Source organism: Xanthomonas sp. D-36-1, assembly GCF_017746155.1.
Classification (GTDB): domain Bacteria; phylum Pseudomonadota; class Gammaproteobacteria; order Xanthomonadales; family Xanthomonadaceae; genus Xanthomonas; species Xanthomonas cissicola.
Map to the genome: position 1 here is coordinate 17639 of NZ_JAGHWR010000010.1, position 21103 is coordinate 38741.

Annotated in this window: 21 protein-coding genes; 8 read left to right on the top strand and 13 right to left on the bottom strand. The window is 65.2% G+C overall.

The genetic code is table 11. The features are described 5' to 3' along the window. Positions 1 to 172 precede the first annotated feature (172 nt). Together J7367_RS03470 and J7367_RS03475 are read right to left on the bottom strand one after the other, a co-directional pair. Positions 173 to 1969, bottom strand: a complete 1797-nt coding sequence (locus tag J7367_RS03470; protein WP_057661743.1) for a M28 family metallopeptidase — start codon at positions 1967 to 1969, stop codon at positions 173 to 175. A gap of 161 nt (positions 1970 to 2130) precedes the next feature. Beyond that, positions 2131 to 2787, bottom strand: coding sequence for a hypothetical protein (locus J7367_RS03475; protein ID WP_057661744.1), 657 nt, complete (start codon positions 2785 to 2787; stop codon positions 2131 to 2133). A gap of 97 nt (positions 2788 to 2884) precedes the next feature. Between J7367_RS03475 and J7367_RS03480 the strand changes: the two genes are divergently transcribed. Both J7367_RS03480 and J7367_RS03485 read left to right on the top strand, forming a co-directional pair. Continuing rightward, complete coding sequence (locus tag J7367_RS03480) at positions 2885 to 4183, top strand: peptidoglycan DD-metalloendopeptidase family protein (protein WP_022557789.1); 1299 nt, start codon at positions 2885 to 2887, stop codon at positions 4181 to 4183. 104 nt (positions 4184 to 4287) lie between these two features. Then, entirely contained in the window at positions 4288 to 5787 is a 1500-nt protein-coding gene (locus J7367_RS03485; RefSeq protein ID WP_057661747.1) for a S41 family peptidase, read from the top strand. Positions 5788 to 5949: 162 nt separating this feature from the next. Here the strand turns inward: J7367_RS03485 and J7367_RS03490 are convergent, their stop codons facing one another. The 3 genes from J7367_RS03490 to J7367_RS03500 all read right to left on the bottom strand — a co-directional run bounded on the left by J7367_RS03490 (position 5950) and on the right by J7367_RS03500 (position 8063). Beyond that, entirely contained in the window at positions 5950 to 6942 is a 993-nt protein-coding gene (locus J7367_RS03490) for a D-2-hydroxyacid dehydrogenase family protein (protein WP_007968183.1), read from the bottom strand. After that, positions 6942 to 7262 carry a DUF1820 family protein gene (locus tag J7367_RS03495; RefSeq protein WP_057661749.1) on the bottom strand — a complete coding sequence of 107 codons (321 nt, stop codon included), beginning with the start codon at positions 7260 to 7262 and terminating at the stop codon, positions 6942 to 6944. The genes J7367_RS03490 and J7367_RS03495 overlap by 1 nt, the downstream gene beginning before the upstream one ends. Before the next feature lie 108 nt (positions 7263 to 7370). Next, complete coding sequence (locus tag J7367_RS03500; protein WP_057661751.1) at positions 7371 to 8063, bottom strand: rhomboid family intramembrane serine protease; 693 nt, start codon at positions 8061 to 8063, stop codon at positions 7371 to 7373. Positions 8064 to 8281: 218 nt separating this feature from the next. On the opposite strand from J7367_RS03500, the gene J7367_RS03505 reads away from it, so the two are divergent. The 3 genes from J7367_RS03505 to J7367_RS03515 all read left to right on the top strand — a co-directional run bounded on the left by J7367_RS03505 (position 8282) and on the right by J7367_RS03515 (position 11901). Then, a complete protein-coding gene (locus tag J7367_RS03505) occupies positions 8282 to 9622 on the top strand; it encodes an outer membrane protein transport protein (RefSeq protein WP_057661753.1) in 1341 nt (446 codons plus the stop codon). Between the two features lie 265 nt (positions 9623 to 9887). After that, the gene (locus J7367_RS03510; protein WP_057661755.1) at positions 9888 to 10589 is read left to right on the top strand and encodes a 2OG-Fe(II) oxygenase; all 702 of its coding nucleotides are present in this window, start codon (positions 9888 to 9890) and stop codon (positions 10587 to 10589) included. Positions 10590 to 10773: 184 nt separating this feature from the next. Beyond that, positions 10774 to 11901, top strand: coding sequence for a PA0069 family radical SAM protein (locus J7367_RS03515; RefSeq protein WP_057661757.1), 1128 nt, complete (start codon positions 10774 to 10776; stop codon positions 11899 to 11901). A 126-nt stretch (positions 11902 to 12027) separates the two neighbouring features. On the opposite strand, the gene J7367_RS03520 is transcribed toward J7367_RS03515, so the two are convergent. Both J7367_RS03520 and J7367_RS03525 read right to left on the bottom strand, forming a co-directional pair. Next, positions 12028 to 12393: a DUF1330 domain-containing protein gene (locus tag J7367_RS03520; protein ID WP_017155966.1), complete on the bottom strand. Its 366-nt coding sequence runs from the start codon at positions 12391 to 12393 to the stop codon at positions 12028 to 12030. A 49-nt stretch (positions 12394 to 12442) separates the two neighbouring features. Then, complete coding sequence (locus J7367_RS03525; RefSeq protein ID WP_057661759.1) at positions 12443 to 13168, bottom strand: YafY family protein; 726 nt, start codon at positions 13166 to 13168, stop codon at positions 12443 to 12445. A gap of 300 nt (positions 13169 to 13468) precedes the next feature. Here J7367_RS03525 and cls point away from each other — a divergent pair, with 300 nt between their 5' ends. From cls to J7367_RS03540, 3 genes are all read left to right on the top strand, one after another. Further along, positions 13469 to 14929 carry a cardiolipin synthase gene (cls, locus tag J7367_RS03530; RefSeq protein ID WP_057661761.1) on the top strand — a complete coding sequence of 487 codons (1461 nt, stop codon included), beginning with the start codon at positions 13469 to 13471 and terminating at the stop codon, positions 14927 to 14929. Between the two features lie 74 nt (positions 14930 to 15003). Beyond that, the gene (locus tag J7367_RS03535; RefSeq protein WP_005912451.1) at positions 15004 to 15273 is read left to right on the top strand and encodes a hypothetical protein; all 270 of its coding nucleotides are present in this window, start codon (positions 15004 to 15006) and stop codon (positions 15271 to 15273) included. A 7-nt stretch (positions 15274 to 15280) separates the two neighbouring features. After that, positions 15281 to 16048, top strand: coding sequence for a pyridoxine 5'-phosphate synthase (locus J7367_RS03540; RefSeq protein ID WP_057661763.1), 768 nt, complete (start codon positions 15281 to 15283; stop codon positions 16046 to 16048). Positions 16049 to 16300: 252 nt separating this feature from the next. Here J7367_RS03540 and J7367_RS03545 read toward each other — a convergent pair whose 3' ends face one another. From J7367_RS03545 to J7367_RS03570, 6 genes are all read right to left on the bottom strand, one after another. Continuing rightward, the gene (locus J7367_RS03545) at positions 16301 to 16708 is read right to left on the bottom strand and encodes a biopolymer transporter ExbD (protein WP_057661799.1); all 408 of its coding nucleotides are present in this window, start codon (positions 16706 to 16708) and stop codon (positions 16301 to 16303) included. Between the two features lie 555 nt (positions 16709 to 17263). Beyond that, the gene (locus tag J7367_RS03550; protein ID WP_005912449.1) at positions 17264 to 17677 is read right to left on the bottom strand and encodes a biopolymer transporter ExbD; all 414 of its coding nucleotides are present in this window, start codon (positions 17675 to 17677) and stop codon (positions 17264 to 17266) included. A 3-nt stretch (positions 17678 to 17680) separates the two neighbouring features. Beyond that, positions 17681 to 18103 carry a biopolymer transporter ExbD gene (locus J7367_RS03555; RefSeq protein ID WP_057661765.1) on the bottom strand — a complete coding sequence of 141 codons (423 nt, stop codon included), beginning with the start codon at positions 18101 to 18103 and terminating at the stop codon, positions 17681 to 17683. A gap of 46 nt (positions 18104 to 18149) precedes the next feature. After that, positions 18150 to 18911, bottom strand: a complete 762-nt coding sequence (gene exbB, locus J7367_RS03560; protein ID WP_005912445.1) for a TonB-system energizer ExbB — start codon at positions 18909 to 18911, stop codon at positions 18150 to 18152. 85 nt (positions 18912 to 18996) lie between these two features. Continuing rightward, the gene (locus J7367_RS03565; protein WP_033836101.1) at positions 18997 to 19662 is read right to left on the bottom strand and encodes an energy transducer TonB; all 666 of its coding nucleotides are present in this window, start codon (positions 19660 to 19662) and stop codon (positions 18997 to 18999) included. A gap of 153 nt (positions 19663 to 19815) precedes the next feature. Continuing rightward, positions 19816 to 21009, bottom strand: a complete 1194-nt coding sequence (locus J7367_RS03570) for a tetratricopeptide repeat protein (RefSeq protein ID WP_007968206.1) — start codon at positions 21007 to 21009, stop codon at positions 19816 to 19818. Positions 21010 to 21103 lie beyond the last annotated feature (94 nt).

Consider the following 21103-nt stretch of genomic DNA (forward strand, 5'->3'; position numbering starts at 1 on the left):
GTAGCTCAGTGATGTTGCCTGGCGATTGGCCAGGTGCCTCACACGACGCAGCAACGCGAAGGCCTCCGATGGGAGACCTTTTGCGTAACAGAAGATTCTCACCGATGGCGGCGCGAACCAGAGCACTGGTGCGTCGCTGCGACACCGTGTGGCAGCGATGGATCGGCAAGCCTCAGCGTCGGGGCTTGGCCGTGTTCGTCTGCGTGGCCGTGCTGGCAGCGTCGGCCGGCTGCGCGGCCGCCGCACTTGTGCCAGGCCTGCCGGCCATCATGCGATCGCGCGCGGCCTTGAACGGATTGCCGGGGTACCAGTTGGGCCAACGCTCGTCAGCGGCCACTTCCTTGCCCACGCCATAGACCACCTGCAGATCTTCGATGGTGCCATCGAGCTTCCATGTGGCGGCGTCGTATTCGTCGCCGGGCGCGTGGTAGCGGTGGCGTCCGTAGTCCTCGGCCGCGGCACGTCCGGCGGCAGTACCGCCCTCGCGCAGGTCTTCGCCGCCATCGGCATACAATGCCGGCACGCCGGCCTTGGCGAAGTTGAAGTGATCCGAACGGAAATACGAGCCGTTTTGCGGGGTGGCTTCTGCGTGCAGGGTGCGCCCCTGCATTGCCGCGATCGGCTTGAGGATGTCCTCCAGCTCCGAGCTGCCCATGCCCACCACGGTGACATCGCGGGCGCGCCCGGCCACCGACATCGCATCCAGGTTGATCACCGCCGCGATCTTGTCCAGCGGGAAGCTCGGGTTGGCCACGTAGTATTTGGAACCCAGCAGGCCGGATTCTTCCAGCGTCACCGCCAGGAACACCACCGAGCGCGCCGGCTTGGGGTCTTGATGGGCGAATGCGTCGGCGATTTCCAGGATGCCGGCCACGCCGGTGGCGTTGTCCACCGCGCCGTTGTAGATGTTGTCGCCGCTTTCGCCCGGATGCTTGCCCAGGTGGTCCCAATGCGCCATGTACAGCACCGCCTCGTCGGCGTGGCTGGTGCCCGGCAGCACGCCGACCACATTGCGCGAAGTCTTCGCCGCGATCGTGCTCTTGAGGTCGACCGACCAGCTGGCCTTCAACGGCACCGGCTTGAAGCCGCGCTTGCTGGCATCCTTGTAGGCCTGCGCCAGGTCCAGACCGGCATTGGCGAACAATTGCCTGGCGGTCTCGGCGCTGATCCAGCCCTGCACCGGCAGGCGCGGGTCGGGGTCGTCCTTGGCCGGCAAGTCGTATTGCGGGCCGGACCAGGAATTTTTCACCACGTCCCAGCCATAGCTGGCACCGGGTGTGTCGTGCACGATCAACGCCGCAGCCGCGCCCTTGCGTGCGGCTTCTTCGAACTTGTAGGTCCAGCGCCCGTAGTAGGTCATGCGCTTGCCGTCGAACAACTTGGCATCGTCGGTATGGAAGCCCGGGTCGTTGACGAACATCACCACCGTCTTGCCCTTCCATTCCTGGCCGGCGTAGTCGTTCCACTGCTGCTCGGGCGCATCCACGCCGTAGCCGACGAACACCAGCTCGCTGTTGTCCAGCTTGACCTCGACTTGCCCGGTGCGGGTGCCGACCACGATGTCGGTGCCGAAGGCGAGGGTGCGGGTCTGCTCGCCGCTGCGCAGGCTGGGGGCGGTGGATGCATCGGCGGTGGTTTCCACCATCGGCACCTCCTGGAACCAGCTGTCGCCATTGCCGGGCTGCAGCCCGATGCGCTGCATCTGGTCGCGAATGTAGGTCACGGTCTTTTCTTCGCCGGGCGTCCCCGGGCCGCGGCCTTCGAAGTCGTCCGACGCCAGTGTCTTGACCAGTTCGGCGAAGTCGCCGGCGGTCATGTCCGGGGAGAAGGTGTGGCGGCTGACCGGCGCGCTGGGCGCGCTCTCGGTCGGCGTCTGCGCGGCAGGCGCGCTGGGCGCATCGGCGGGTTCGCGTTTGCAGCCGGCCAGGGCCAGCGTCGTGGCCAGGCACAACAGGATCTTGCGGGGCATCGGAACTCCTCGTGCGGCGGAATCCCGATCTTAGAGCCTGCGCCGCATGGTGAGGTGAGCGCGTAGCTGCGTGTGCTGCAGCCGCATGGCGGGCCGGGCAGGGCGCCTGGAGCAGGTGCCCTGGATCCGGCGCACGCAGCGGCAGGTGCGTGTTGCGTCGGTCAGTCCTTCGGTGCGACGTCGCTGTCGAAGCTGCGCGCGGTGGCGCCGCTCACCGCGCCGATCTTGGCGCTGCGGTGCACGTACAGGTTGACCTCGCGCTCGAAGTGCAACGGCCCATCGACCACCGCATCCGGGCCGATCACCACACGCGGCTTGCGCGAGGGCTGGAACGAAAAACCGAAGCTCGGCTTGCTCACTTCGATGCCGCCGCGCACATGCGAGCCCACCCCGACCGTGATGTCGCCATTGACCGTCTCGATGCCCTTGCCGAGCTCGGTCCCCACCAGCCCGATGCTCCCGTTGACCGTTTCCACTCCGCCACTGATCTGGCTGCCGCGCTCGGCGAGGATGCTGCCATTGACCGTTTCCAGTCCGCCGGACACGATCACCTTCTGGCCCAGCGTGATCGAGCCGTTGACCGTTTCCACGCCCCCGGTACGCGCGTTGTCGCCGATGCGGATGCCGCCGTTGACGGTTTCCACGTTCTTGGTTTGCGCACCGGCACCGATCTCGATGGAGCCGTCGACCGTTTCCAGAGCGCCATAGGTCTTGCCGGCATCTGCGCTGATCTTGCCGTTGACCTTGCTGACGTCCTCGTCGGCCCAGGCGCTCGTGCAGACCAGGGACAGTGCCAGGAGAAGAATTTGGGGCTTCATGCTGAACCTCGCGCGGCGGCGGTTGTCTGGGGCGTGGCGGCGATCACATCATGCTTGGCTACAATCGCGCACCTGCCTGAAGTCACTGGATCTTTCGTTGCCCCCTTCGCCTGCACCGCTGTCGCGCCTGCCGCTCGCTCCTGCCACCGGCCGTGGACGGATATGGCTGGCGGTGGGCGTACTGGCCTGCACCTTGCTGGGCAGCATGGGCGCAAGCGCGCAGAGCCAGCGCGAGACCGAGCGCAAACTGCAGCAGCTGCGCGATGAACTCAAGACCATCAGCGCCGATCGACGCGAGCTGGAAGGCAAGCGCGGCACCGCCGCGCAACAGTTGCGCCAGGCCGACGAGAAAGTGGCCAAGACTGCACGTGCATTGAGCGAGACCGAAGCGGCGATGCGCGCGCAGGAACAACATCTTTCCAGCCTGCAGCAGGAACGTGCGCAGTTGCAGCGGGGCCTGCAAAGCCAGCGCACGCAGCTGGCGGCGTTATTGCGCGCGGCCGATCAGGTGGGTCGCAATGCACCGTTGAAGGTGCTGCTATCGCAGGACACGGTGGGCGATGCCACGCGCATGCTGGCCGATCACCGCTATGTGCAAAACGCGCGCGCGCAGCGCATCCATGCCCTGACCACGCAACTGGATGCCCTGGCGACAGTGGAACAGGACATCGCCACCCGGCGCCAGGCGCTGGATGCCGCGCGTGCGCAGCAAAAGGCGCAGGCGGCCACGTTGCAGAAGGATCGCTCGCAACAGGCGGCCACCGTCGCGCAGCTGGACGATCGCTACAAACAGCGCGCCGAGCGCGAAAAGGCAATCGGCCAGGACGCCAAGGCGCTGGAACAACTGCTCGCCAATCTGCGCGCGGCTGCCGCCAAGGCCGAAGCCGAACGGCGCGCTGCCGCCAGACGCGCCGCCGCCGAAGCCGCCGCGCAGGCCAAGCGCAGCAAAACCGAGCGTTCCGATCGCCCCGGCAAGACGCCGCCCAAGGTGATCGCCAACGCACCGGCCCCCAAGGTCGGTGGGCTCAGCTGGCCGGTGGCGGGCAATCTGCTGGCGCGCTTCAATGCCACCTTGCCCGATGGCCACACCAGCAAGGGCGTGCTGATCGGCGCGCCCAAGGGCACCACCGTGACTGCAGTGGCCGATGGCACGGTGGTGTTTTCCGACTGGATGACCGGCTACGGCATGATCCTGATCGTGGACCACGGCAACGGCTACATGAGCCTGTACGCGCATAACGACACCTTGCTGCGCGATGCCGGCGCATCGATCAAACGTGGCGACGCGGTGGCCAAGGTCGGCAGTTCGGGCGGGCAGGGCGTGCCGGCGCTGTACTTCGAATTGCGTCGCAACGGGCAGCCAGTGGATCCATCGAGCTGGCTGCAACGCCGCTGAGCGCCGCGCACCACCCGCGATTCAACGCGGATTTACCGCTGCTTCGCGCATAATCCGGTCAGCTCCGCGCTGCGGGGCGCCTTATCTCTTTGTCGGAGTGCTTCATGCGCGTAGCCGTCCTGTCCGTTGCCCTGTCGCTGGCCCTGTTCGCGTCGCCTGGTTGGGCGCAGAAGGCCGGCCCCGCCGCCGCCCAGGCCAGCGCGGACGATCCGGAAGCCAATGAAGCCGCTGTGTCCAAGGTGCCGCTGGATGAGATCCGCCGTTTCGTGGCGGTGTACAACGCGGTCAAGCAGGCCTACGTCGATCCGGTCGAAGACAAGAAGCTGATGCACGCGGCCGTGCGCGGCCTGCTCTCGGACCTGGACCCGCACAGCACCTATTTCGACAAGGAAGATGCCGAAGCCTTCGACGAGCAGGCCACCGGCGCCTACGACGGTATCGGCGTGGAACTGCTGCAGCAGCAGGACAACACCCTGAAGGTGATCGCGCCGATCGACGACACCCCGGCCGCGCGCGCCGGCATCCGCGCCGGCGATGTGATCGTGGCCATCGACGGCAAGCCGATCGATGCCAGCAAGGCGATGGAGCCGCTGCGTGGCGAATCCGGCAGCAAGGTCGTGTTGACCATCATGCGCGACAAGACGCCCAAGCCGTTCGATGTGACCCTGCAGCGCGAAACCATCCGCGTGGCCAGCGTGCGCAGCAAGCTGCTGGAGCCGGGCTACGGCTACATCCGCATCAGCACCTTCCAGGCCGACACCGGCGCCGACTTCCAGAAGAACCTCAAGCAGCTGCAGGCCGGCGGCAAGTTGCGCGGCCTGGTGCTGGACCTGCGCAGCAACCCCGGCGGTCTGCTGACCTCGGCGGTGCAGGTGGCCGACGATCTGCTGGACAAGGGCAATATCGTCAGCACGCGCGGGCGCATCTCCATCAGCGATGCCAAGTTCGACGCCACTCCGGGCGATCTGCTCAATGGCGCACCGGTGGTGGTGCTGGTGGACGCCGGCTCGGCCAGTGCCTCGGAAGTGCTGGCTGGCGCGCTGCGCGACAACAAGCGCGCACGCATCATCGGCAGCCGCACCTTCGGCAAGGGCTCGGTGCAGACCGTGCTGCCGCTGGACAACGGCGACTCGGTTAAGCTCACCACCGCGCGCTACTACACGCCCAGCGGCAAGTCGATCCAGGCCAGCGGCATCGTGCCGGACGTGCTGCTCGCCCCCGAACCGCAGCCGGGCGATGCCGATGCGCCGGCCAGCCTGACCGACTACAGCGAAGCCACCTTGCCGGGCCACCTGCGCGGCGACGACGAAGGCGAGGAGGGCTACAGCGCCGGCGACGTGCTGCCGGGCGACGGCCCGATCACCGAAGCCTTGGCCGAACTCAAGCAACCCGGCGCCGCCGCCAAGGCGCAGGCCGCGCAGAAGGCGAAGGCAGCCAAGACCGGTGCCGAGCCCAAGCCCGCCGCAGCGCGCCCGGCGACCACGGACAAGCCCAGATCGGCCGAACCTGCAGGCAAGGCCAAGCCGGCCACTGCACCCGCAGCGCCAGCCGAACCGGTGCAGCCGACGCCGCCGGCGGACAAGCCTGCCGAGCCGGTCAACTAAGTGTGGGCGACAGACCTGCGCGCGTCGTCGTGACGTAGGTCCGGTCGGCACACAGGAATCGCTGGAGGAGTGGTACATGCCACACCGGACATCGGGCCCGCTCACCAGGCAGCAGCGCGCGGCTTGCTGGCTGCTTCAAGACCGCGCTAGCCCAGCGGGGAATCACACCCGCTGCGTTGTTGCCAACACCTCGGGATTGACCAGGTTGCGCGGTGTGCCCGCCGCGAACGCCAGCACGTTGTCGAACGCCGCATCGAAATACAGCGCGTAGCTGTCGCGCTCCACGTATCCCAGATGCGGAGTCGCCAGCACGCGCACATGCCGCAGCAGCGGATCGCGCGGGTCCAGCACCGGCTCGTGCTCGAACACATCCAGCGCGGCCTGCGCCGGCCGGCCCGCGTCCAACGCAGCAAGCAAGGCGCCAGGCGCAATCAACTCGGCGCGGCTGGTGTTGACCAGCAACGCATCGTCGCGCATGCGCGCCAGATCCTGTGCGGTGATGTCATGCCGCGTCTGCGCAGTCAGGCGCCGATGCAGCGACAGCACGTCGCTGCGTTCGAACAGTTCCTCGCGGCTGCCCGCAACCGCGAACCCATCGCGCGCTGCCTGCGCACAGGACGCCTCGCCGCCCCACACCAACACCTGCATGCCGAAGGCGCGCCCGAAGCCGGCCACGCGTTGGCCGATTCGCCCGTAACTCCAGATCCCCAACGTGCGCCCATGCAACACGCGGCCCAAGCCGGGATCGCCAAGCGCCTGCCAGCGTCCCTGTTGCAATGCATGCTGGTAGTCGGCCAGCCGACGGCTGGCCGACAGGATCAGCGCCCAGGTCAGCTCGGCCGGCGCCACCGGCGAGCCGACGCCTTCGGCCACCGCCACACCCAACGCGGTGCACGCCGCCACATCCACATGCGCACCCACGCGCCCGGTCTGACTGATCAGTTTCAGCCGTGGCAGCCGTTGCAGCAGCGCCGCATCCACCCGCGTGCGTTCGCGGATCAACACCAACGCGTCGGCGTCGGCCAGGCATGCGGCGCGCGCGTCGAGCGCCTCGTCCAACGCGCCCAGCACCTGCACCTGGTGGCCCTGCAGTTGCTGCAGGCAGGGCAGCCGAGCGACGGCGCCCTGATAGTCGTCGGGCACCACAACGCGCATCAGCGTGGCTTGATCGGCGAGGGGAACGGGGTGACCACCTTGTCGCCGGTGGTGGCGTCGCGAATCACCGACTGGCCCTTTTTCTGGACTTCTTCGATCCGCACGATGCTCTGCATCGGCAGGTGCAAGGTTCTGGTATTGCCGAATTCCTCGCGCAGGCGTTCTTCGGTGGGGTCCACCACCAGCCCGTCGTGCACGTCGAACACCAGCTCGCCGATCTGGTTGAAGCCCCACAGATGGCTGCCGGTGACCTCACGCGCGTAGAGCTCGTACACCTTGCCGTGGTTGAGGAAGGTGACTTTGTACAGAGGCTTGGACATGCCCACGATTATAGGCGCGCGCCTGGACAGCGACATGCGCGGCATCGTGCCGGTACCTGGGCCACGCACGGGTTGCGGCCTGCGGGTACAGCCGGTGTGCTGCACGCCTCAGAAGCCGTGGCGCTTGCGCAGCCGCCGCGCGATCGCCGCGCGCACATACAGGCCGTACACGATGCCGAACACGAAGCCGGCGATATGTGCCGACCACGCCACCATGCCGAACGCCGGGCCGATGTAGGCGAACACCACCTGTAGCAGTGCCCAGGCACCGATCAACAGCGGCGCCGGCACCCGGATGAATTCCAGAAACACGCCCAGCGGCAGGACCACGCCCAGCTTGGCGCCCGGAAACAGCGCCAGGTACGTGCCGATCAACGCCGACACCGCACCCGAGGCACCGATGATCACCCGGTCCGGCGTGCCGATGGCAAAGATCGCCGCCAGGTTGGAGCCCGCGCCGCCAACCAGAAACAGCAGCAACAACCGCCACGGGCCCAGGATGCGTTCGGCCGGCAGCCCAAAGATCAGCAGGAACACCAGGTTGCCGAGCAGATGTGACCAGTCGGCGTGCAGGAACAGGGCCGTGAACAGGCGCAGCACGCTGCCGTCGCGCAGGGTGGCCCACCAGTCGCCCAGATTGGAGACGCCGCTGGACAGGGCGCCCCAGTCCAGCCACAACGTATTGCGCGCCTCGCCCGGCCGGCTGATCGACCACAGATACGCCAGCCACACCGTGGCGAACAGCAACGGCACCGCCCAGCGCGGGGTGGGTTTCTTGCGGGAAGGAAGAGAGACGAACATCGGACGGGGACAATAGCCGGTCCACGCTGCTGAACCCAACCCTGACCTGACGCCACGTTCAGCGCACGCCTTGTTATTGTTCGGTTAATCGTCATGGGTATACTGCGTACGGCGTCGTATGTCGGGGGAGGGTCTCCGGCGCGCTCCGGGCACTGGATTGGTGCTGGACGCGGGCGCTGAACCGACCATTGCAGTCCTTATCCGGAGAGCTACAACTTATGTCTACCGCTTCCACTCTCAGCCGCGCCACCCTGTTGGCCGTCGGTATCGCTGGCGTGCTGGCCGTTGGTCAGGCGCACGGCGCCGCGTTCCGGCTGAAGGAAAACAGCGCCAAGGGCCTCGGCCGCGCATTCGCAGGTTCGGGCAGCGCCCCGGATGATGCCTCCATCATCGCCAACAACCCGGCAGGCATGCGCCAGCTGGACGGTCGCCTGTTCCAGGCCGACGTCAGCGCCATCAGCTTCTCGGCCAAGTTCCAGCCCGACACCGCGGCCTACGCCAACGGCGCTCCGGTCTCCGGCGGCAACGGCGGCGACGCCGGCATGATCGCGCCGGTCCCGGCGATGTACTTCCACGTGCCGTTCGGCGAGAACGACAACATGCACCTGGGCACCTCGCTGACCGTGCCGTTCGGCTTCAAGACCGAATACGACCGCGACTGGGTCGGCCGCTACCACGGCACCAAGACCGAGCTGCAGGCGATCGACTTCAACGTCGCGTTCTCCTATGACGTGAACCCGTACGTGTCCTTCGGTGCCTCGGTGTTCGCCGAGCGTCTGGATATCGACCTGGCCAACGCGGTGGATTTCGGCAGCGTGCTGGCTGCGCGCCGCGTGCCGGGCTTCGCGCCGGGCAGCGCCGATGGCTACTCGCGCATCAAGGGCGACAGCACCGAAGTGGGCTTCACCCTGGGCGGCTTGTTCAGCATCGATGAGAACACCCACATTGGCTTCAGCTACCGCTCGCAGGTGGAACACAAGATCACCGACGGCACCGCCGACTTCACCGTGCCGGGCAGTGCTGCCGCCGTGCTGAGCGTGGCCGCACCGGGTACCTTCGTCGATACCAAGGGCCGCGCCACCGTCAAGCTGCCGGCCAGCGCCACCGCCAGCTTCACGCATAACGTGAACGAGCAGTGGTCGATCATGGCCGACGTCACCCGCACCGCCTGGAGCAAGTTCGACCAGGTGACCGTGGACTTCGCCTCCAACCAGCCCGACAGCGTGCTGGACTTCTCCTACCGCGACACCACCTTCGCCTCGATCGGTGCCGACTACCGTCTGAGCGATACGGTGACCCTGCGCGGCGGCCTGGCGTACGACCAGACCCCGACCACGGCCGAACACCGCGACGTGCGCGTGCCGGACGCGAGCCGCAAGTGGGTTTCGCTGGGTATGAGCTGGCGTCCGTCGGCGCAGACCGAGTACAACTTCGGCTACACCCACCTGTTCACCAGCGACCCGACCAGCGACACCCGCAGCGCCACCGGCGACCGTCTTGCCGGCAGCTACGACGTGAAGGGCGACGTGCTGGCCGCGTCGATCAACTACAAGTTCTGATCGCCGCAGCACGCGTTGAATGAGCAAAAACCCCGCTTCGGCGGGGTTTTTCTTTGTTGCCTTGCACGCTCCACACACGACACGGGCAGACAGCACAAGCAACAAGGAAGCAGGCAGGACACATCGCCTCAGCGCAGCGCTTCCCCCTGCACGGTGTTGCCACCTAGCCGCGTACTGGGATGCCAACAACATCGCGTGCCGATCCAGCCTGCGCAATGCATGGCGAACGCTGCAGCCGGCGCGCCAGATTGCTATGGTCGGGCGCATGAGCCAACCCGACTTCATCCAGATCACCGATAACGCCATCGCGCACGAAGAGTGCGTGGCCATCGTGCAGCGCATGCGCCAGAGCCAGCAGCTGCATCCCGGCCGCATCGGTGGCGGCGTCTTTCCCGACCTCAAGCACAGCCGCGACCTGCGCATCAGTGGGATGGCCGAATGGGCCGAAGTGGAAAACCGCCTGCAACAGGCCGTGTTCGAGGGCGTGCTCACCTATCTGCGGCAGTATCCGCAGGCGTTGATTTCACCGCTGATGCTGCAGGTCACCACGGCCGATGGCACACCGCATCGCCTGGAGGCCGAGGACATCGTGCAGATGAGCGACCAGGCGCTGGGCGATCTGGCACGCACCTGCCTGCGCCCGGGCGCGATCAATCTGCAGTGGTATACCGCCGACCAGGGCGGTTACCCGTACTGGCATTGCGAGCTGTATCCGCGCGATGCCAATGCCGACACGCTGCACCGGCATCTGCTGTGGACGCTGTATCTCAACGACGACTTCGCGCAAGGCGAAACCGAATTCCTGTTCCAGCAACGCAAGGCCCGCCCACGCACCGGCAGCCTGCTGATCGCTCCCACCGCCTTCACCCATACCCACCGCGGCAACCGCCCGGTCGGCGGCGACAAGTTCATTGCCACCAGCTGGATCCTGTTTCAATCGGCGCAGGCGCTTTACGGCGGGGAATAGGGAATCGGGAATCGCAGCGGCGGCGCTTTCTGCTGTTGCTTTGCTGATTCCTGATTCTCGACTCCCGATCCCCCCGGACTCGGCCCCTGGAGTGCGCCTTGCGTTGCGTCGCAATGCTTGTGCTCGCCTCCCACTGCAGTACGCGTTGCTTGCACCGTGCGCCGTTAGTAAGAATACTAACTGCATGCAGAAGAACTCTTCACCCAGCGCGAGCGCGGCAGCGGAGCGGGATGTCCGCAGCTCGCGCACGGTCATCAAGGGGCGCGGCACCACCGCCTACGTGCCCGGTCGTTTCTCGGTCACCACCGCCGTCGAGATAGACGATGGCTGGGGCGCGCTCGATGCCGATGGCGAGACTGCCTTTCGCCCCAAGACCGTGGTGGCGGAGGAAATCGCGCGCAGCATCATCAGCCGCAACAACTCGCCCGACATCGGGTTCTCGCAGTCGGTGAACCCGTACCGGGGATGTGAGCACGGCTGCGTGTACTGCTTTGCCAGACCCTCGCACGCGTATCTGGATCTGTCGCCAGGGCTGGATTTCGAAACGCGGATCTTCGCCAAGCCGGATGCGGCCGCGCTGCTGCGCGCGGAGATCGCACGCCCGTCCTACCAGTGCTCGCCGATCGCGTTGGGGATCAATACCGATGCTTACCAGCCCGCCGAGCGGCGCCTGCACATCTCCCGGCAATGCCTGGAAGTCCTTGCGCAGGCCCGTCACCCGGTCAGCTTCGTGACCAAGGCGGCGTTGATCGAACGCGACATCGATGTGCTGGCCGAGATGGCGCAGCACAACCTGGTGTCGGTGTATTTCTCGGTCACCACGCTCGACAATCGGCTTGCGGCGAAGATGGAGCCGCGTGCCGCCGCGCCGCATGCGCGACTGCGCGCCATGCAGGCGCTACACGCTGCCGGCGTACCGGTGGGCGTGCTGGTCGCTCCGGTCATCCCGATGATCAACGACAAGGAACTGGAGCGCATTCTGGACGCGGCCGCAGCCCACGGCGCACGTTCGGCAGGCTACGTGTTGCTGCGCCTGCCGCACGAACTCACCCAGTTATGGCGCGAATGGCTCGAGCTGCACTATCCCGATCGTGCCAAGCATGTCATGAGCCTGATCCAGCAGATGCGCGGCGGCAAGGACTACGACAGCCGCTTCGGCAAGCGCATGGTCGGCGAGGGCCCGTTTGCAGAACTGATCGCGCAGCGATTTTCCATCGCGTATCGGCGCCTTGGATTCGGGCGATTGCCCAGGCTCGATACCACGCAGTTCCGTCCACCCAGACCGGACACGCCGCAGCTGGACTTGTTTTGATCCTGCCGGATCTGTCTGCACCACCCACAGCGGCCTCGACCACCGACGCGCATGCAACGCGCCCGGCAGCAGCATCTAACCATGGCGCCAGCGCCGGCCACGCGCTGCAGCACGTCCGGCAGATGGCTACAGCGTGATGCCGTGGAAGGGTTGCAGCACGATCTGCGCAATGGCCGAACGTCCAACCTCGAAGGCTTGCTGATACGCCGCATCGGCAATCATCTGCTTGAAGGCGGATCGATCCGGATACCGCACCAGCGTGACCGCATCCCACGGATGTGCCTGGCCCGCGGTCAGTACCGGCAGGCCGTCGCCGCTGAAGACAATCTGCGCGCCGAACCGGGCCAGGATCGGCTCGGCCAGCCGCAGGTACTGGTGATAGCGCTGCCGTCCGCCATCGGGCTGGAAGCGAATCAGGTTCAACATGACGATCGCCGAGGTGTCCTCGTTGTCCAGGAATGCAGCGAGCGCATCGGGTGAAAACGCAACCATGTCAGTCTCCTTGGTCTGGCTTCCGCGCAAGGGAAGCTGCCAACACACGCTAGCGTTGCGCCGTGTCAGAAACTGTCAGTAACGAACGCCAGTCGCGGTCCTGTTGTCGCCATTGCTTCACCAACGCCTGGCGCGACTGCGGGTAACGCGTTTCCAGCAGTGCCTGTATCTGCAACCGATCGACACGAAAATGCCGGAACGCGCAGCGGCGCTCGCACCAGGCTGCCAAGACGCGCACGTCGTCGAAATACACCAGGGCGATCGGCCAGACGATGCGCTCGGACGGCGTGTCGTGCGCATCGACATAGTCGATCGCCAGTTTGCATTGCCGCCGAATGGCGTCGCGCAACATGGCGGTCTGCGGATGATCGACCGACTCGGATGTGGAAGCGGCGGTAAGAATCGCCGACGGCGCGATGTCCGTGCCGGCGCCATCGCCGTGCTTTCTGGCAGACAGGATCTTCGCCAGGGCGCTTTCACCACATCTGGCCAAGGCAGGATCGGCCCGTTGTTTGACCCAATCCAGGCCAAGCATGACCGCATCCAGTTCCTCCTGCGAAAACGCCAGCGATGGCAGGAAAAATCCCGGCTTCAGGTAATAGCCAACGCCGGCTTGGCCCTCCAACGGCGCACCGAGCGCGCGCAAGGTGTCGATATCCCGGTAGAGGCTTCGCTGCGATACACCCAACTCGGACGCCAGCGCAGCTGCCGACACCGGCCGTCTGTGCGCACGCAGCAGGCCGAGCAGTTCAAACAGGCGAGTTGTCCTGGACACCCATCAGCCTTCGCGCGGCAGCCTGCATTCCGGCGCTCATCCTAGAGCGTGTTATGTACGTTGAGGTGAGTGCGAAGCGTCCTGTGGCGCGTCGAGACAAGGCGTGCGCCGTGCCCAGGCTGGAGCGCCTGGGCACGATACCGACGCCTGCAGAGTGGGCACGTCTTACCGGCTCAAAGGGCAGCGGGGCGTGCAAGCCGGTATCGGCAGCGTTTGCGTGCCGCCGCCGCAATCGCCACCTCACTGACGCGGGCAGCGGACGGGCATCCCAATACCGCGTGCGCCCCGTAGAATCCGCGCATGCTCGCACTTGCACAGGGCGCGTGGGAGTGGCTGGCCACCATTCCCCACCTCGAAGCGCTCCTCCTCGCCGCCTATGTGCTGTACCTGCTATGGATCGCCGGCTGGATCGTGCTGCAGAAGCGCGAACCGGTGGCCACGCTGAGCTGGGTGTTGTCGCTGGCGGCACTGCCGTACCTGGGGCTGCTGATCTATTACTGGCTCGGCCCGCAAAAGGTCAAACGGCAGCGGCTGCGGCGCGGGCGCTCGCGCTCGGGCATGGAGAGCTACAGCAGCGTCTGCCCGCCGGATGCCGATTGCACCGAGCTGGCCAAGATCGCCCAGTCCACCACCGGGCTGGCGCCCAGCAGCGCCACCGAAGTGCACTGGCTGGTGGATGGCGCTGCCACGTACGCCGCCATCATCGAAGCGATCCGGGGCGCACGCGACCATATCCATCTGGAGTACTACATCTTCCAGCCCGACCAAAGCGGCACCGCGATCTGCGCTGCGCTGATGGAACGTGCCCGTGCCGGGGTCAAGGTGCGGCTGCTGATGGATGCGATCGGCTCCTCGGCAATGACCCGACGCGCCTTGCGCACGCTGCGCGAGGCCGGGGTGGAAACCGCCTGGTTCCATCCCTCGCAATTGCTCAAGCCGTTCAAGCGGCCGTGGTTGAACCTGCGCACCCACCGCAAGGTGATCGTGATCGATGGCCGCATCGGTTTCACCGGCGGCATCAACGTCACCGACGACGAGAACGAGCAGGTGCGCAAGCAGGCGTATCGCGATCTGCACGTGCGCCTGCAAGGCCATGTCGTGCGCAGTCTGCAGCTGGTGTTCCTGGAGGATTGGCTCTATGCCACCGGCCAGGGCCGCGCAGCTTTCCACGGCCAGCAGCTATGGCCCGACGATGTGCCCACCCGCGCGCAAGGCACGGTCGATGCGCAGGTGCTGGTGTCGGGTCCGGATTCGTCGTGGGAAGCGATCCACCGCCTGATGGTCGCCGCCATCCATGAAGCCAAGCACCGCGTGTGGCTGGTCACTCCTTACTTCGTGCCCGGCGAGGCAGCGCGCATGGCGCTGACCTCGGCCGCGCTCGGGGGGCTGGACGTGCGCCTGTTGGTGCCGCGTGTCAGCGATTCGCGCTTGGTCACCTACGCGGCACGCTCGTATTTTGACGAGCTGCTGGAAGCCGGTGTCCGCATCTACGAGTACGGCCCGCGCATGCTGCACACCAAGGCGCTGCTGGCCGACGACGATGTCTGCATCGTCGGCAGCGCCAATTTCGACAGCCGCAGCTTCCGGCTGAATTTCGAGCTGTCGATGCTGTTCCGCGACCAGGCAGTGGCGGCAGAGATGGCCGGGCTGATCGGCACCGATCTGCAGCAGGCGCAGGAAGTGCAATTCGCGCGGCACCGGCCGTTATGGCGCTCGCGCCTGCCGGAAGCCTTTGCCCGGCTGCTGTCGCCGCTGCTCTGACCAACGGCACGGTGCCCACGTGGAACCGCGCCGGGCGCGGCGCTACACTGCCGCCACTCAACGGGGAGCTCGTCATGCACTGGCTGTTTCTGCTTATGGCACTGGGTGCGCTGGTGCTGGCCTTCAGTACGCCGCACGTGTGGTTGCTGGTGGCCTCGCTGCTGGTGGCGTTGCTGCTGCTGCTGTTGTGGACGCGCGGTTGGTTCGCCTCGCGCATGGGTGACACCCAACGCGATACCAGCAGCATGATCGACCCGGCCGAGCTGCGCCGCCTGCGCGAGCTGGCAGAAGCACGCAAGTCGGCCGCCCTGGCCGCCGCACGCGACAGCGAGCCGCAGGCCTGATCGCCGCATGACCGCCCAGCTCAGCGTCAACGTCAACAAGATCGCAGTCCTGCGCAACTCGCGCGGCGGTGCCGACCCGGACGTGGCGCAGGCCGCACGCGCCTGCATTGCCGCCGGCGCGCATGGCATCACCGTCCATCCGCGCCCGGACCAGCGGCATATCCGTGCCGACGACGTGCTGGCACTCGGTGCGCTCACGCGCACGCACGCGGTGGAATTCAATATCGAAGGCAACCCCTTCGCGCCGCCACGCGCGGGCTATCCGGGCCTGCTGGAATTGTGCCGTGCCACGCGCCCGCAGCAGATCACCCTGGTGCCCGACGGCGACGGGCAATTGACCTCCGACCACGGCTTCGATTTTGCGCAGGACACCGCGCAGCTCGCCGAGCTGATCACAGCGTTCAAGCGGCTGGGCAGCCGGGTCAGCCTGTTCGTCGATGCAGGTAACCCGGACATCGCCCGCGCGGCCACGCTCGGTGCAGACCGTATCGAGTTGTACACCGGCCCCTATGCCCACGCGCACGCCAACGGCCAGGCCGATACCGCATTGGCGCTGTTCGCCAACGCCGCCCAGCGTGCCAATGCCGCAGGCCTGGGCATCAATGCCGGGCACGATTTGTCGCAAGCCAACCTGGGCGATTTTCTCGCCGCTGTGCCGGGCGTGCTGGAAGTGTCGATCGGCCACGCCTTGATCAGCGAAGCCCTGTATCAGGGACTGGATGCAAGCGTGCGCGCGTACGTGGACATTCTGCGTAGCGGTCACGTTAGCGCTTGAGTTCATGCGGTAACGTCGGCATCGGTGATCGATGCCTGGGTTGGCGACAACGACCATCGCGTAAGTGGATGCTGCGCAGGAACGTCACGACGAGCACTTGGGTCGCGATGGTCAATTGCTGCCGGTGAGGAACACCCTTGATGAACTCCCATGCCTATCGCGTCCGAAGACGCGATAGGCGCCTGGGCAACCGCATCGCGCGATGTTGCATGCAGTGCACGTGGCCAAGCGCAGTACGCGCCTGCAGGAACACTACTGCACGAAGGCGATGCGCTGCACTTGCGCGTTCTTTGCAGCCGCCAGCACGCTGGCCATCACGGCATACTCGGCGTCCGCACTGGCGGCGATGCGCAGTTCCGGTTGATTTCCTGCAGTTGCCTGCATCTGCTCGATCAACCTGGACTGAAGTTGCTGCAACGTCACCGGGCTGGCGTTCCAGAACAACTGTCCGTCGGCATCCAGCCGCACTGCGATCGGTGCAGGCGGCTCGAGGGGCACGCGCGGTTGGTGGGTGGCTTGCGGCAGATCCACCGCGATTGTCCGCGTCACCATCGGTGCGGTGACGATAAAGATGATCAACAACACCAACATGACATCCACCAGCGGGGTGACATTGATGTCCGCCAACGGTCCCCGATTCCCTGTCGTACTGAAAGCCATGACTGCCTCCGGTTCTGTGATCGTGGGTGCTGCACGACCGAGCATACACCTGCAATTTGCATCGGCAACTCGACGCGGGTGCGCGGGCGGCACGGCATCGGCACGGCAATGCGGTGCTGGGCGTTGGGGCGTACACAAGTGCTGCCATTAACGCGCTTGGGTCGAAGAGGTGGGCGATGGACGCCTGCGGACCACTGGCGGCTTGCGCGCAGGCACAATGGTGTCGGTCGATGCATCGGCGCGCCTTGTGCGCGGCATGCGCAGCAGGATACGGCGGCGTTCACAATCATTACGCGCCTAGTGCATGGGCAGGTGTTGGACGCCGAGATGCGCGCGTTTTACCGCATGCCGTCTGAAAGCACGTCAGTGGCATTGATCGACAGTCTTTCACAGCAATGGCCGCTTTTTTTGCTTCGGCGTACCACACTCACGCTCGTTGGATTGCAGGCATGTTTGCAGGCACGATCACCCACCTAACGTATAAAAAAAACGCCACCGTTTCCGGTGGCGTTGCAGTCGCGTCATGACTGTTGTGTTGCGGTCTTGCAGATACGTTTACTGCTGCATGAAGCCGATTTTCTTCATCTGCGAGTTCTTCGCAGCGGCCAGCACCTTGGCCATCACCTCGTACTCCGCATCCGGATTTGCATCGATGCGCAGTTCCGGCTGATTGGTCGGATCGGCCTGCACCACTTCTTCCATCTTCTGTTGCAACACGTCGACCGGCGTCGGGCTGTTGTTCCAGAACACCTGGTTGCTGGCGTCGATACGCAACTCGATCGGCGGCGGCGGTTCGGTTGTCTGCGGTGGCGGGTTGAGCACCCGCTGCGGCAGATCCACGGCGATCGGGTAGGTCATGATCGGCGCGGTCACGATGAAGATGATCAGCAGCACCAGCATCACGTCCACGAGGGGCGTGACGTTGATATCGGCCATCGGCCCACGGCTTCCACCAGTACTAAATGCCATGGCTTACTGCCCCTTCACTTTGGTTGCAACGAAACCGACGTCCAGCATGCCCTGACCCTGCGCGATCTTGGTGATCTCGTTGATCGTACGCATCTTGGTCGTGCGGTCGCCACGCAGGTTGAGCGGCGGCTGCGGGGTCTGCTGTGCAGCGGTGGACAGGCGCGACTCCAGGGCTTCCTTGGAGATCGGCTCGTCGTTCCAGTACAGCGACCCATCTTCCTTGACGGCCAGAGTGATCGGCGCGGCGCGTTTCTCCGCATCTTTCTTCTGGATCAAGTTGGCCTCTGGCAGCTCCACCTTGACCTTATGGGACATCAGCGGTGCCGTAATGATGAAGATGATCAGCAGCACCAGCATGACGTCCACCAGGGGCGTCACGTTGATGTCGGCCATCGGGCCACCGCTGTTTCCACTACTGAAGGCCATAACGGGCTCCGTCTAAATCGTTGCGAAGGCGTTCTTGACGACCGGATTAGCGAACGCGCGAACCGGTGGCGAAGAAGTCGTGCAGGTCGTGAGCGAAGGTGTCGAACTTGGCGATCACCGAGCTATTGACCTTGGAGAAGAAGTTGAACGCGAACACGGCCGGGATAGCGACGAACAGGCCGATCGCGGTCATGATCAGCGCTTCACCCACCGGGCCGGCAACGGCGTCGATGGAGGCCGAACCGGTTGCACCGATCTTGATCAGCGCGCCGTAGATGCCCCACACGGTACCGAGCAGACCGACGAACGGCGCGGTCGCACCGACGGTGGCCAGCAGGGTCATGCCCGACTGCAGCTTGGTGCTTTCGCGGGTCACGGCCTGACGCAGGGCGCGGTCGACGAACTCCGAACGGCTCAGGCTCTCGCCCAGGCCACCGGTGCTGCCTTCGGCACGCTGGTGGTGCGCAGCAGCCTGGGCGGCGTCCAGCGCGATCTTCGAGAACGGCTCGGAAGCCGGCTGTTCTTCCATGGCGCGGATGGCGTCCTGTGCATTCGGGGCATCCCAGAACGCGGTGGTGACGCGGTCAGCCGCGCTCTTCAGGCGGGTGGCACGGAAGATGTTGATGACGGTCCAGTACCAGGAGGCAGCGGACATGGCGATCAGGGTGATCAACACGACCCAGGACACGGCGAAGTCGCCGGGGCTGGAGGTCATTTCAGTGATCAAGTGCTCGAAGCCCATCTGCGACAGAGCGGCCGACGGATTGGAGCCCCCTGCAGCGGCGGCGATAAAGAATTCCTGCAGCATGACGCTTACCTTTGTTGTGTGTGGTGATGAAGGGTGGAGCGAAAGGAAGACAGGATCCTGGGCCGACCGTGGCCGGCCCGTGGGATCAGTTCAGAGCAAAGTTGACCGGGACGCGGACACGTCCGGCGGCTTTCTGCCCGTTGACAGTGGAGGCGTTGAACTTCCACTTGCGTGCTGCGTCCATCGCGGCACGGTCAAGGTCGCGGTTGCGGCTGGACTTTTCGACCGACACGTTGGTCACGTTGCCGCTGGCATCCACATCCACGATCAGGATGACCTCACCTTGGACACCGGCACGGAATGCAGCCGGCGGGTACTTCGGCGGGTTCATGTTCTTGGACGAGATATCGACGCTGGCGCCAATGTCGCTCGGCGGAGCCGGAGGGCTCGGCGGGCTCGGCGGCGTGACGATATCGCTCGGACGCGGTTCGGGAACGTCGACGACCGGAGCTTCCGGCGGCGGCGGAACCGGTGACGGCTTCGGCGGCGACAGATTCTTGACCGGCGGCGGCGGCTTGTCTTCCGGCGGCGGCGGAGGAGGCGGCGGAGGAGGCGGTGCATCCACCAAGGTGACCATGGTGGTGCGCTCCTTCTCTGCCGGAGCCTTCGGCGCCACTGCAGGGATCAGCAACATCATCAGTGCAGTGAGGTGCAAAGCAATTACAAAAGCAATGCCGATAATGCGGGCCCAGCTCAGACCCTGGTTCCCGGCATCGTAGTCATGCCTGTGGATAACGAGTTGTTCCGTCATGCGCCAATGGCTCTTTCAGTGGGGGCCCGGATCACTGTGATGATCCCCAGGTTTTCGGACGGCTTTGACACCGCAGGAACTCCCAAGCTTATACCAATCCCGAGTCCTGTAACCACTAAAAACACAGGGATTTCGGGGGTTTATTTTCTTTTTTTACTTCAGGTTGATGATCTTCTTGGCGTCTTCGGGTTTTTTAACACCCTTGGCGATCGCCTGCTGTGCGGCCTGCTTGGCCTCCGGGATGCGACCTTCCGAATGCAGCACCTTGGCCAGATTCAAATAGGTCTCGCCATCCTTGGAAAGCGGTGCGGCCTTCTGCCAGTTTTCGATCGCCTTCGGGACATCGTCGCTGTAGTAATACGACTGGGCCAGGGCAAGGTATGTCTGATAATCAGGCTTGAGGATGCCTTTTTGCATACCCTCATTGATGACGGCGATGACGTCCTTTTCTTTGTTCTCGGTGTTGGCGTAGATGGAATACAACTGCTTGTATTCCTTTTCTTCCGTCAACTGACCGGAGGCACGCAGCTTGTCCATCACGCCTGCGGCCTTGTCCATCTGGTCGGCCTGCATGTACATGTTGGCCAGGTTGAGCTGCGCCTTTTTGTCGTTGGGCGTCTTGGCGGCCAGCGCCTCGGCGGCAGCAACGGCTTCGCCGGTCTGGCCAGCTTCGGCGTAGGACGCCATCAGCAGCTGGTTCCAACTGTCCTTGGGCTCTGGCGAGGCAGCGATGGCCTGCTTCAACACCGGGATCGCTTCCTTGTAGCGCTCGGTCTGGTACAGCGCCTGGCCCTTGAGGATCAGATCTTCCGGACGCTGCGACTTGCTCTCTTCCAGATACTTGTCCAGCGTGGCCAGTCCCTCGGCCTGCTGGTCGTCCTGCATCTGCAACTGCGCCAGCATCAGCATCGACTGGAAATGGCCGTTGTTGTCCAGCGCGTTCAGGCCGATGGCCTGCTGCAGGTACTTCTTGGCACCGGCGGTGTCGTCCAGGTTGTAAGCGGCCTGGGCAGCCAGCTGTGCGGCCAACGCCTTGTCGGCGTCGTTGGCAGCGCCGTTGGCCAGGATCTCATCGGCCTGGGTGCGCACGCCCTGGTAGTCCTCGCCCTTGTTGAAGGTTTCGATCAGCTTCTGCAGCTTGCTGCTCAACTTCGAGGACGGCTTGATCGTCGGTGCCTGACGGGTCGACTGCGGGTACAGCTCCTCGGCCTTGCCGCTCTTGGATTTGCGGCTGGCGCGTTCCGAGGAACGGTCCGACTGCGCGACCGCATCGGTAACGACAGCCCCACCCAGCGACGCGGCGATGAACAGGGACAACAGGGCTTGCTTGCGGTTGAGCAGTTTCATGTTTCACCTCGGACGATCCGCCGTCGGGCGGTACGAAAAGCGGAATGGGCGCTGTACGAAAAATCTGGGCCGGCAAACTTAGCAGAAAGTCTCA

What these genes read in the sequence shown, in the direction of transcription:
- J7367_RS03470 (WP_057661743.1), bottom strand. Translation starts at nt 1,969, where the DNA reads ATGCCCCGCAAGATCCTGTTGTGCCTGGCCACGACGCTGGCCCTGGCC.
- J7367_RS03475 (WP_057661744.1), bottom strand. Translation starts at nt 2,787, where the DNA reads ATGAAGCCCCAAATTCTTCTCCTGGCACTGTCCCTGGTCTGCACGAGC.
- J7367_RS03485 (WP_057661747.1), top strand. Translation starts at nt 4,288, where the DNA reads ATGCGCGTAGCCGTCCTGTCCGTTGCCCTGTCGCTGGCCCTGTTCGCG.
- J7367_RS03490 (WP_007968183.1), bottom strand. Translation starts at nt 6,942, where the DNA reads ATGCGCGTTGTGGTGCCCGACGACTATCAGGGCGCCGTCGCTCGGCTG.
- J7367_RS03495 (WP_057661749.1), bottom strand. Translation starts at nt 7,262, where the DNA reads ATGTCCAAGCCTCTGTACAAAGTCACCTTCCTCAACCACGGCAAGGTG.
- J7367_RS03500 (WP_057661751.1), bottom strand. Translation starts at nt 8,063, where the DNA reads ATGTTCGTCTCTCTTCCTTCCCGCAAGAAACCCACCCCGCGCTGGGCG.
- J7367_RS03505 (WP_057661753.1), top strand. Translation starts at nt 8,282, where the DNA reads ATGTCTACCGCTTCCACTCTCAGCCGCGCCACCCTGTTGGCCGTCGGT.
- J7367_RS03510 (WP_057661755.1), top strand. Translation starts at nt 9,888, where the DNA reads ATGAGCCAACCCGACTTCATCCAGATCACCGATAACGCCATCGCGCAC.
- J7367_RS03515 (WP_057661757.1), top strand. Translation starts at nt 10,774, where the DNA reads ATGCAGAAGAACTCTTCACCCAGCGCGAGCGCGGCAGCGGAGCGGGAT.
- J7367_RS03520 (WP_017155966.1), bottom strand. Translation starts at nt 12,393, where the DNA reads ATGGTTGCGTTTTCACCCGATGCGCTCGCTGCATTCCTGGACAACGAG.
- cls (WP_057661761.1), top strand. Translation starts at nt 13,469, where the DNA reads ATGCTCGCACTTGCACAGGGCGCGTGGGAGTGGCTGGCCACCATTCCC.
- J7367_RS03535 (WP_005912451.1), top strand. Translation starts at nt 15,004, where the DNA reads ATGCACTGGCTGTTTCTGCTTATGGCACTGGGTGCGCTGGTGCTGGCC.
- J7367_RS03540 (WP_057661763.1), top strand. Translation starts at nt 15,281, where the DNA reads ATGACCGCCCAGCTCAGCGTCAACGTCAACAAGATCGCAGTCCTGCGC.
- J7367_RS03545 (WP_057661799.1), bottom strand. Translation starts at nt 16,708, where the DNA reads ATGGCTTTCAGTACGACAGGGAATCGGGGACCGTTGGCGGACATCAAT.
- J7367_RS03550 (WP_005912449.1), bottom strand. Translation starts at nt 17,677, where the DNA reads ATGGCATTTAGTACTGGTGGAAGCCGTGGGCCGATGGCCGATATCAAC.
- J7367_RS03555 (WP_057661765.1), bottom strand. Translation starts at nt 18,103, where the DNA reads ATGGCCTTCAGTAGTGGAAACAGCGGTGGCCCGATGGCCGACATCAAC.
- exbB (WP_005912445.1), bottom strand. Translation starts at nt 18,911, where the DNA reads ATGCTGCAGGAATTCTTTATCGCCGCCGCTGCAGGGGGCTCCAATCCG.
- J7367_RS03565 (WP_033836101.1), bottom strand. Translation starts at nt 19,662, where the DNA reads ATGACGGAACAACTCGTTATCCACAGGCATGACTACGATGCCGGGAAC.
- J7367_RS03570 (WP_007968206.1), bottom strand. Translation starts at nt 21,009, where the DNA reads ATGAAACTGCTCAACCGCAAGCAAGCCCTGTTGTCCCTGTTCATCGCC.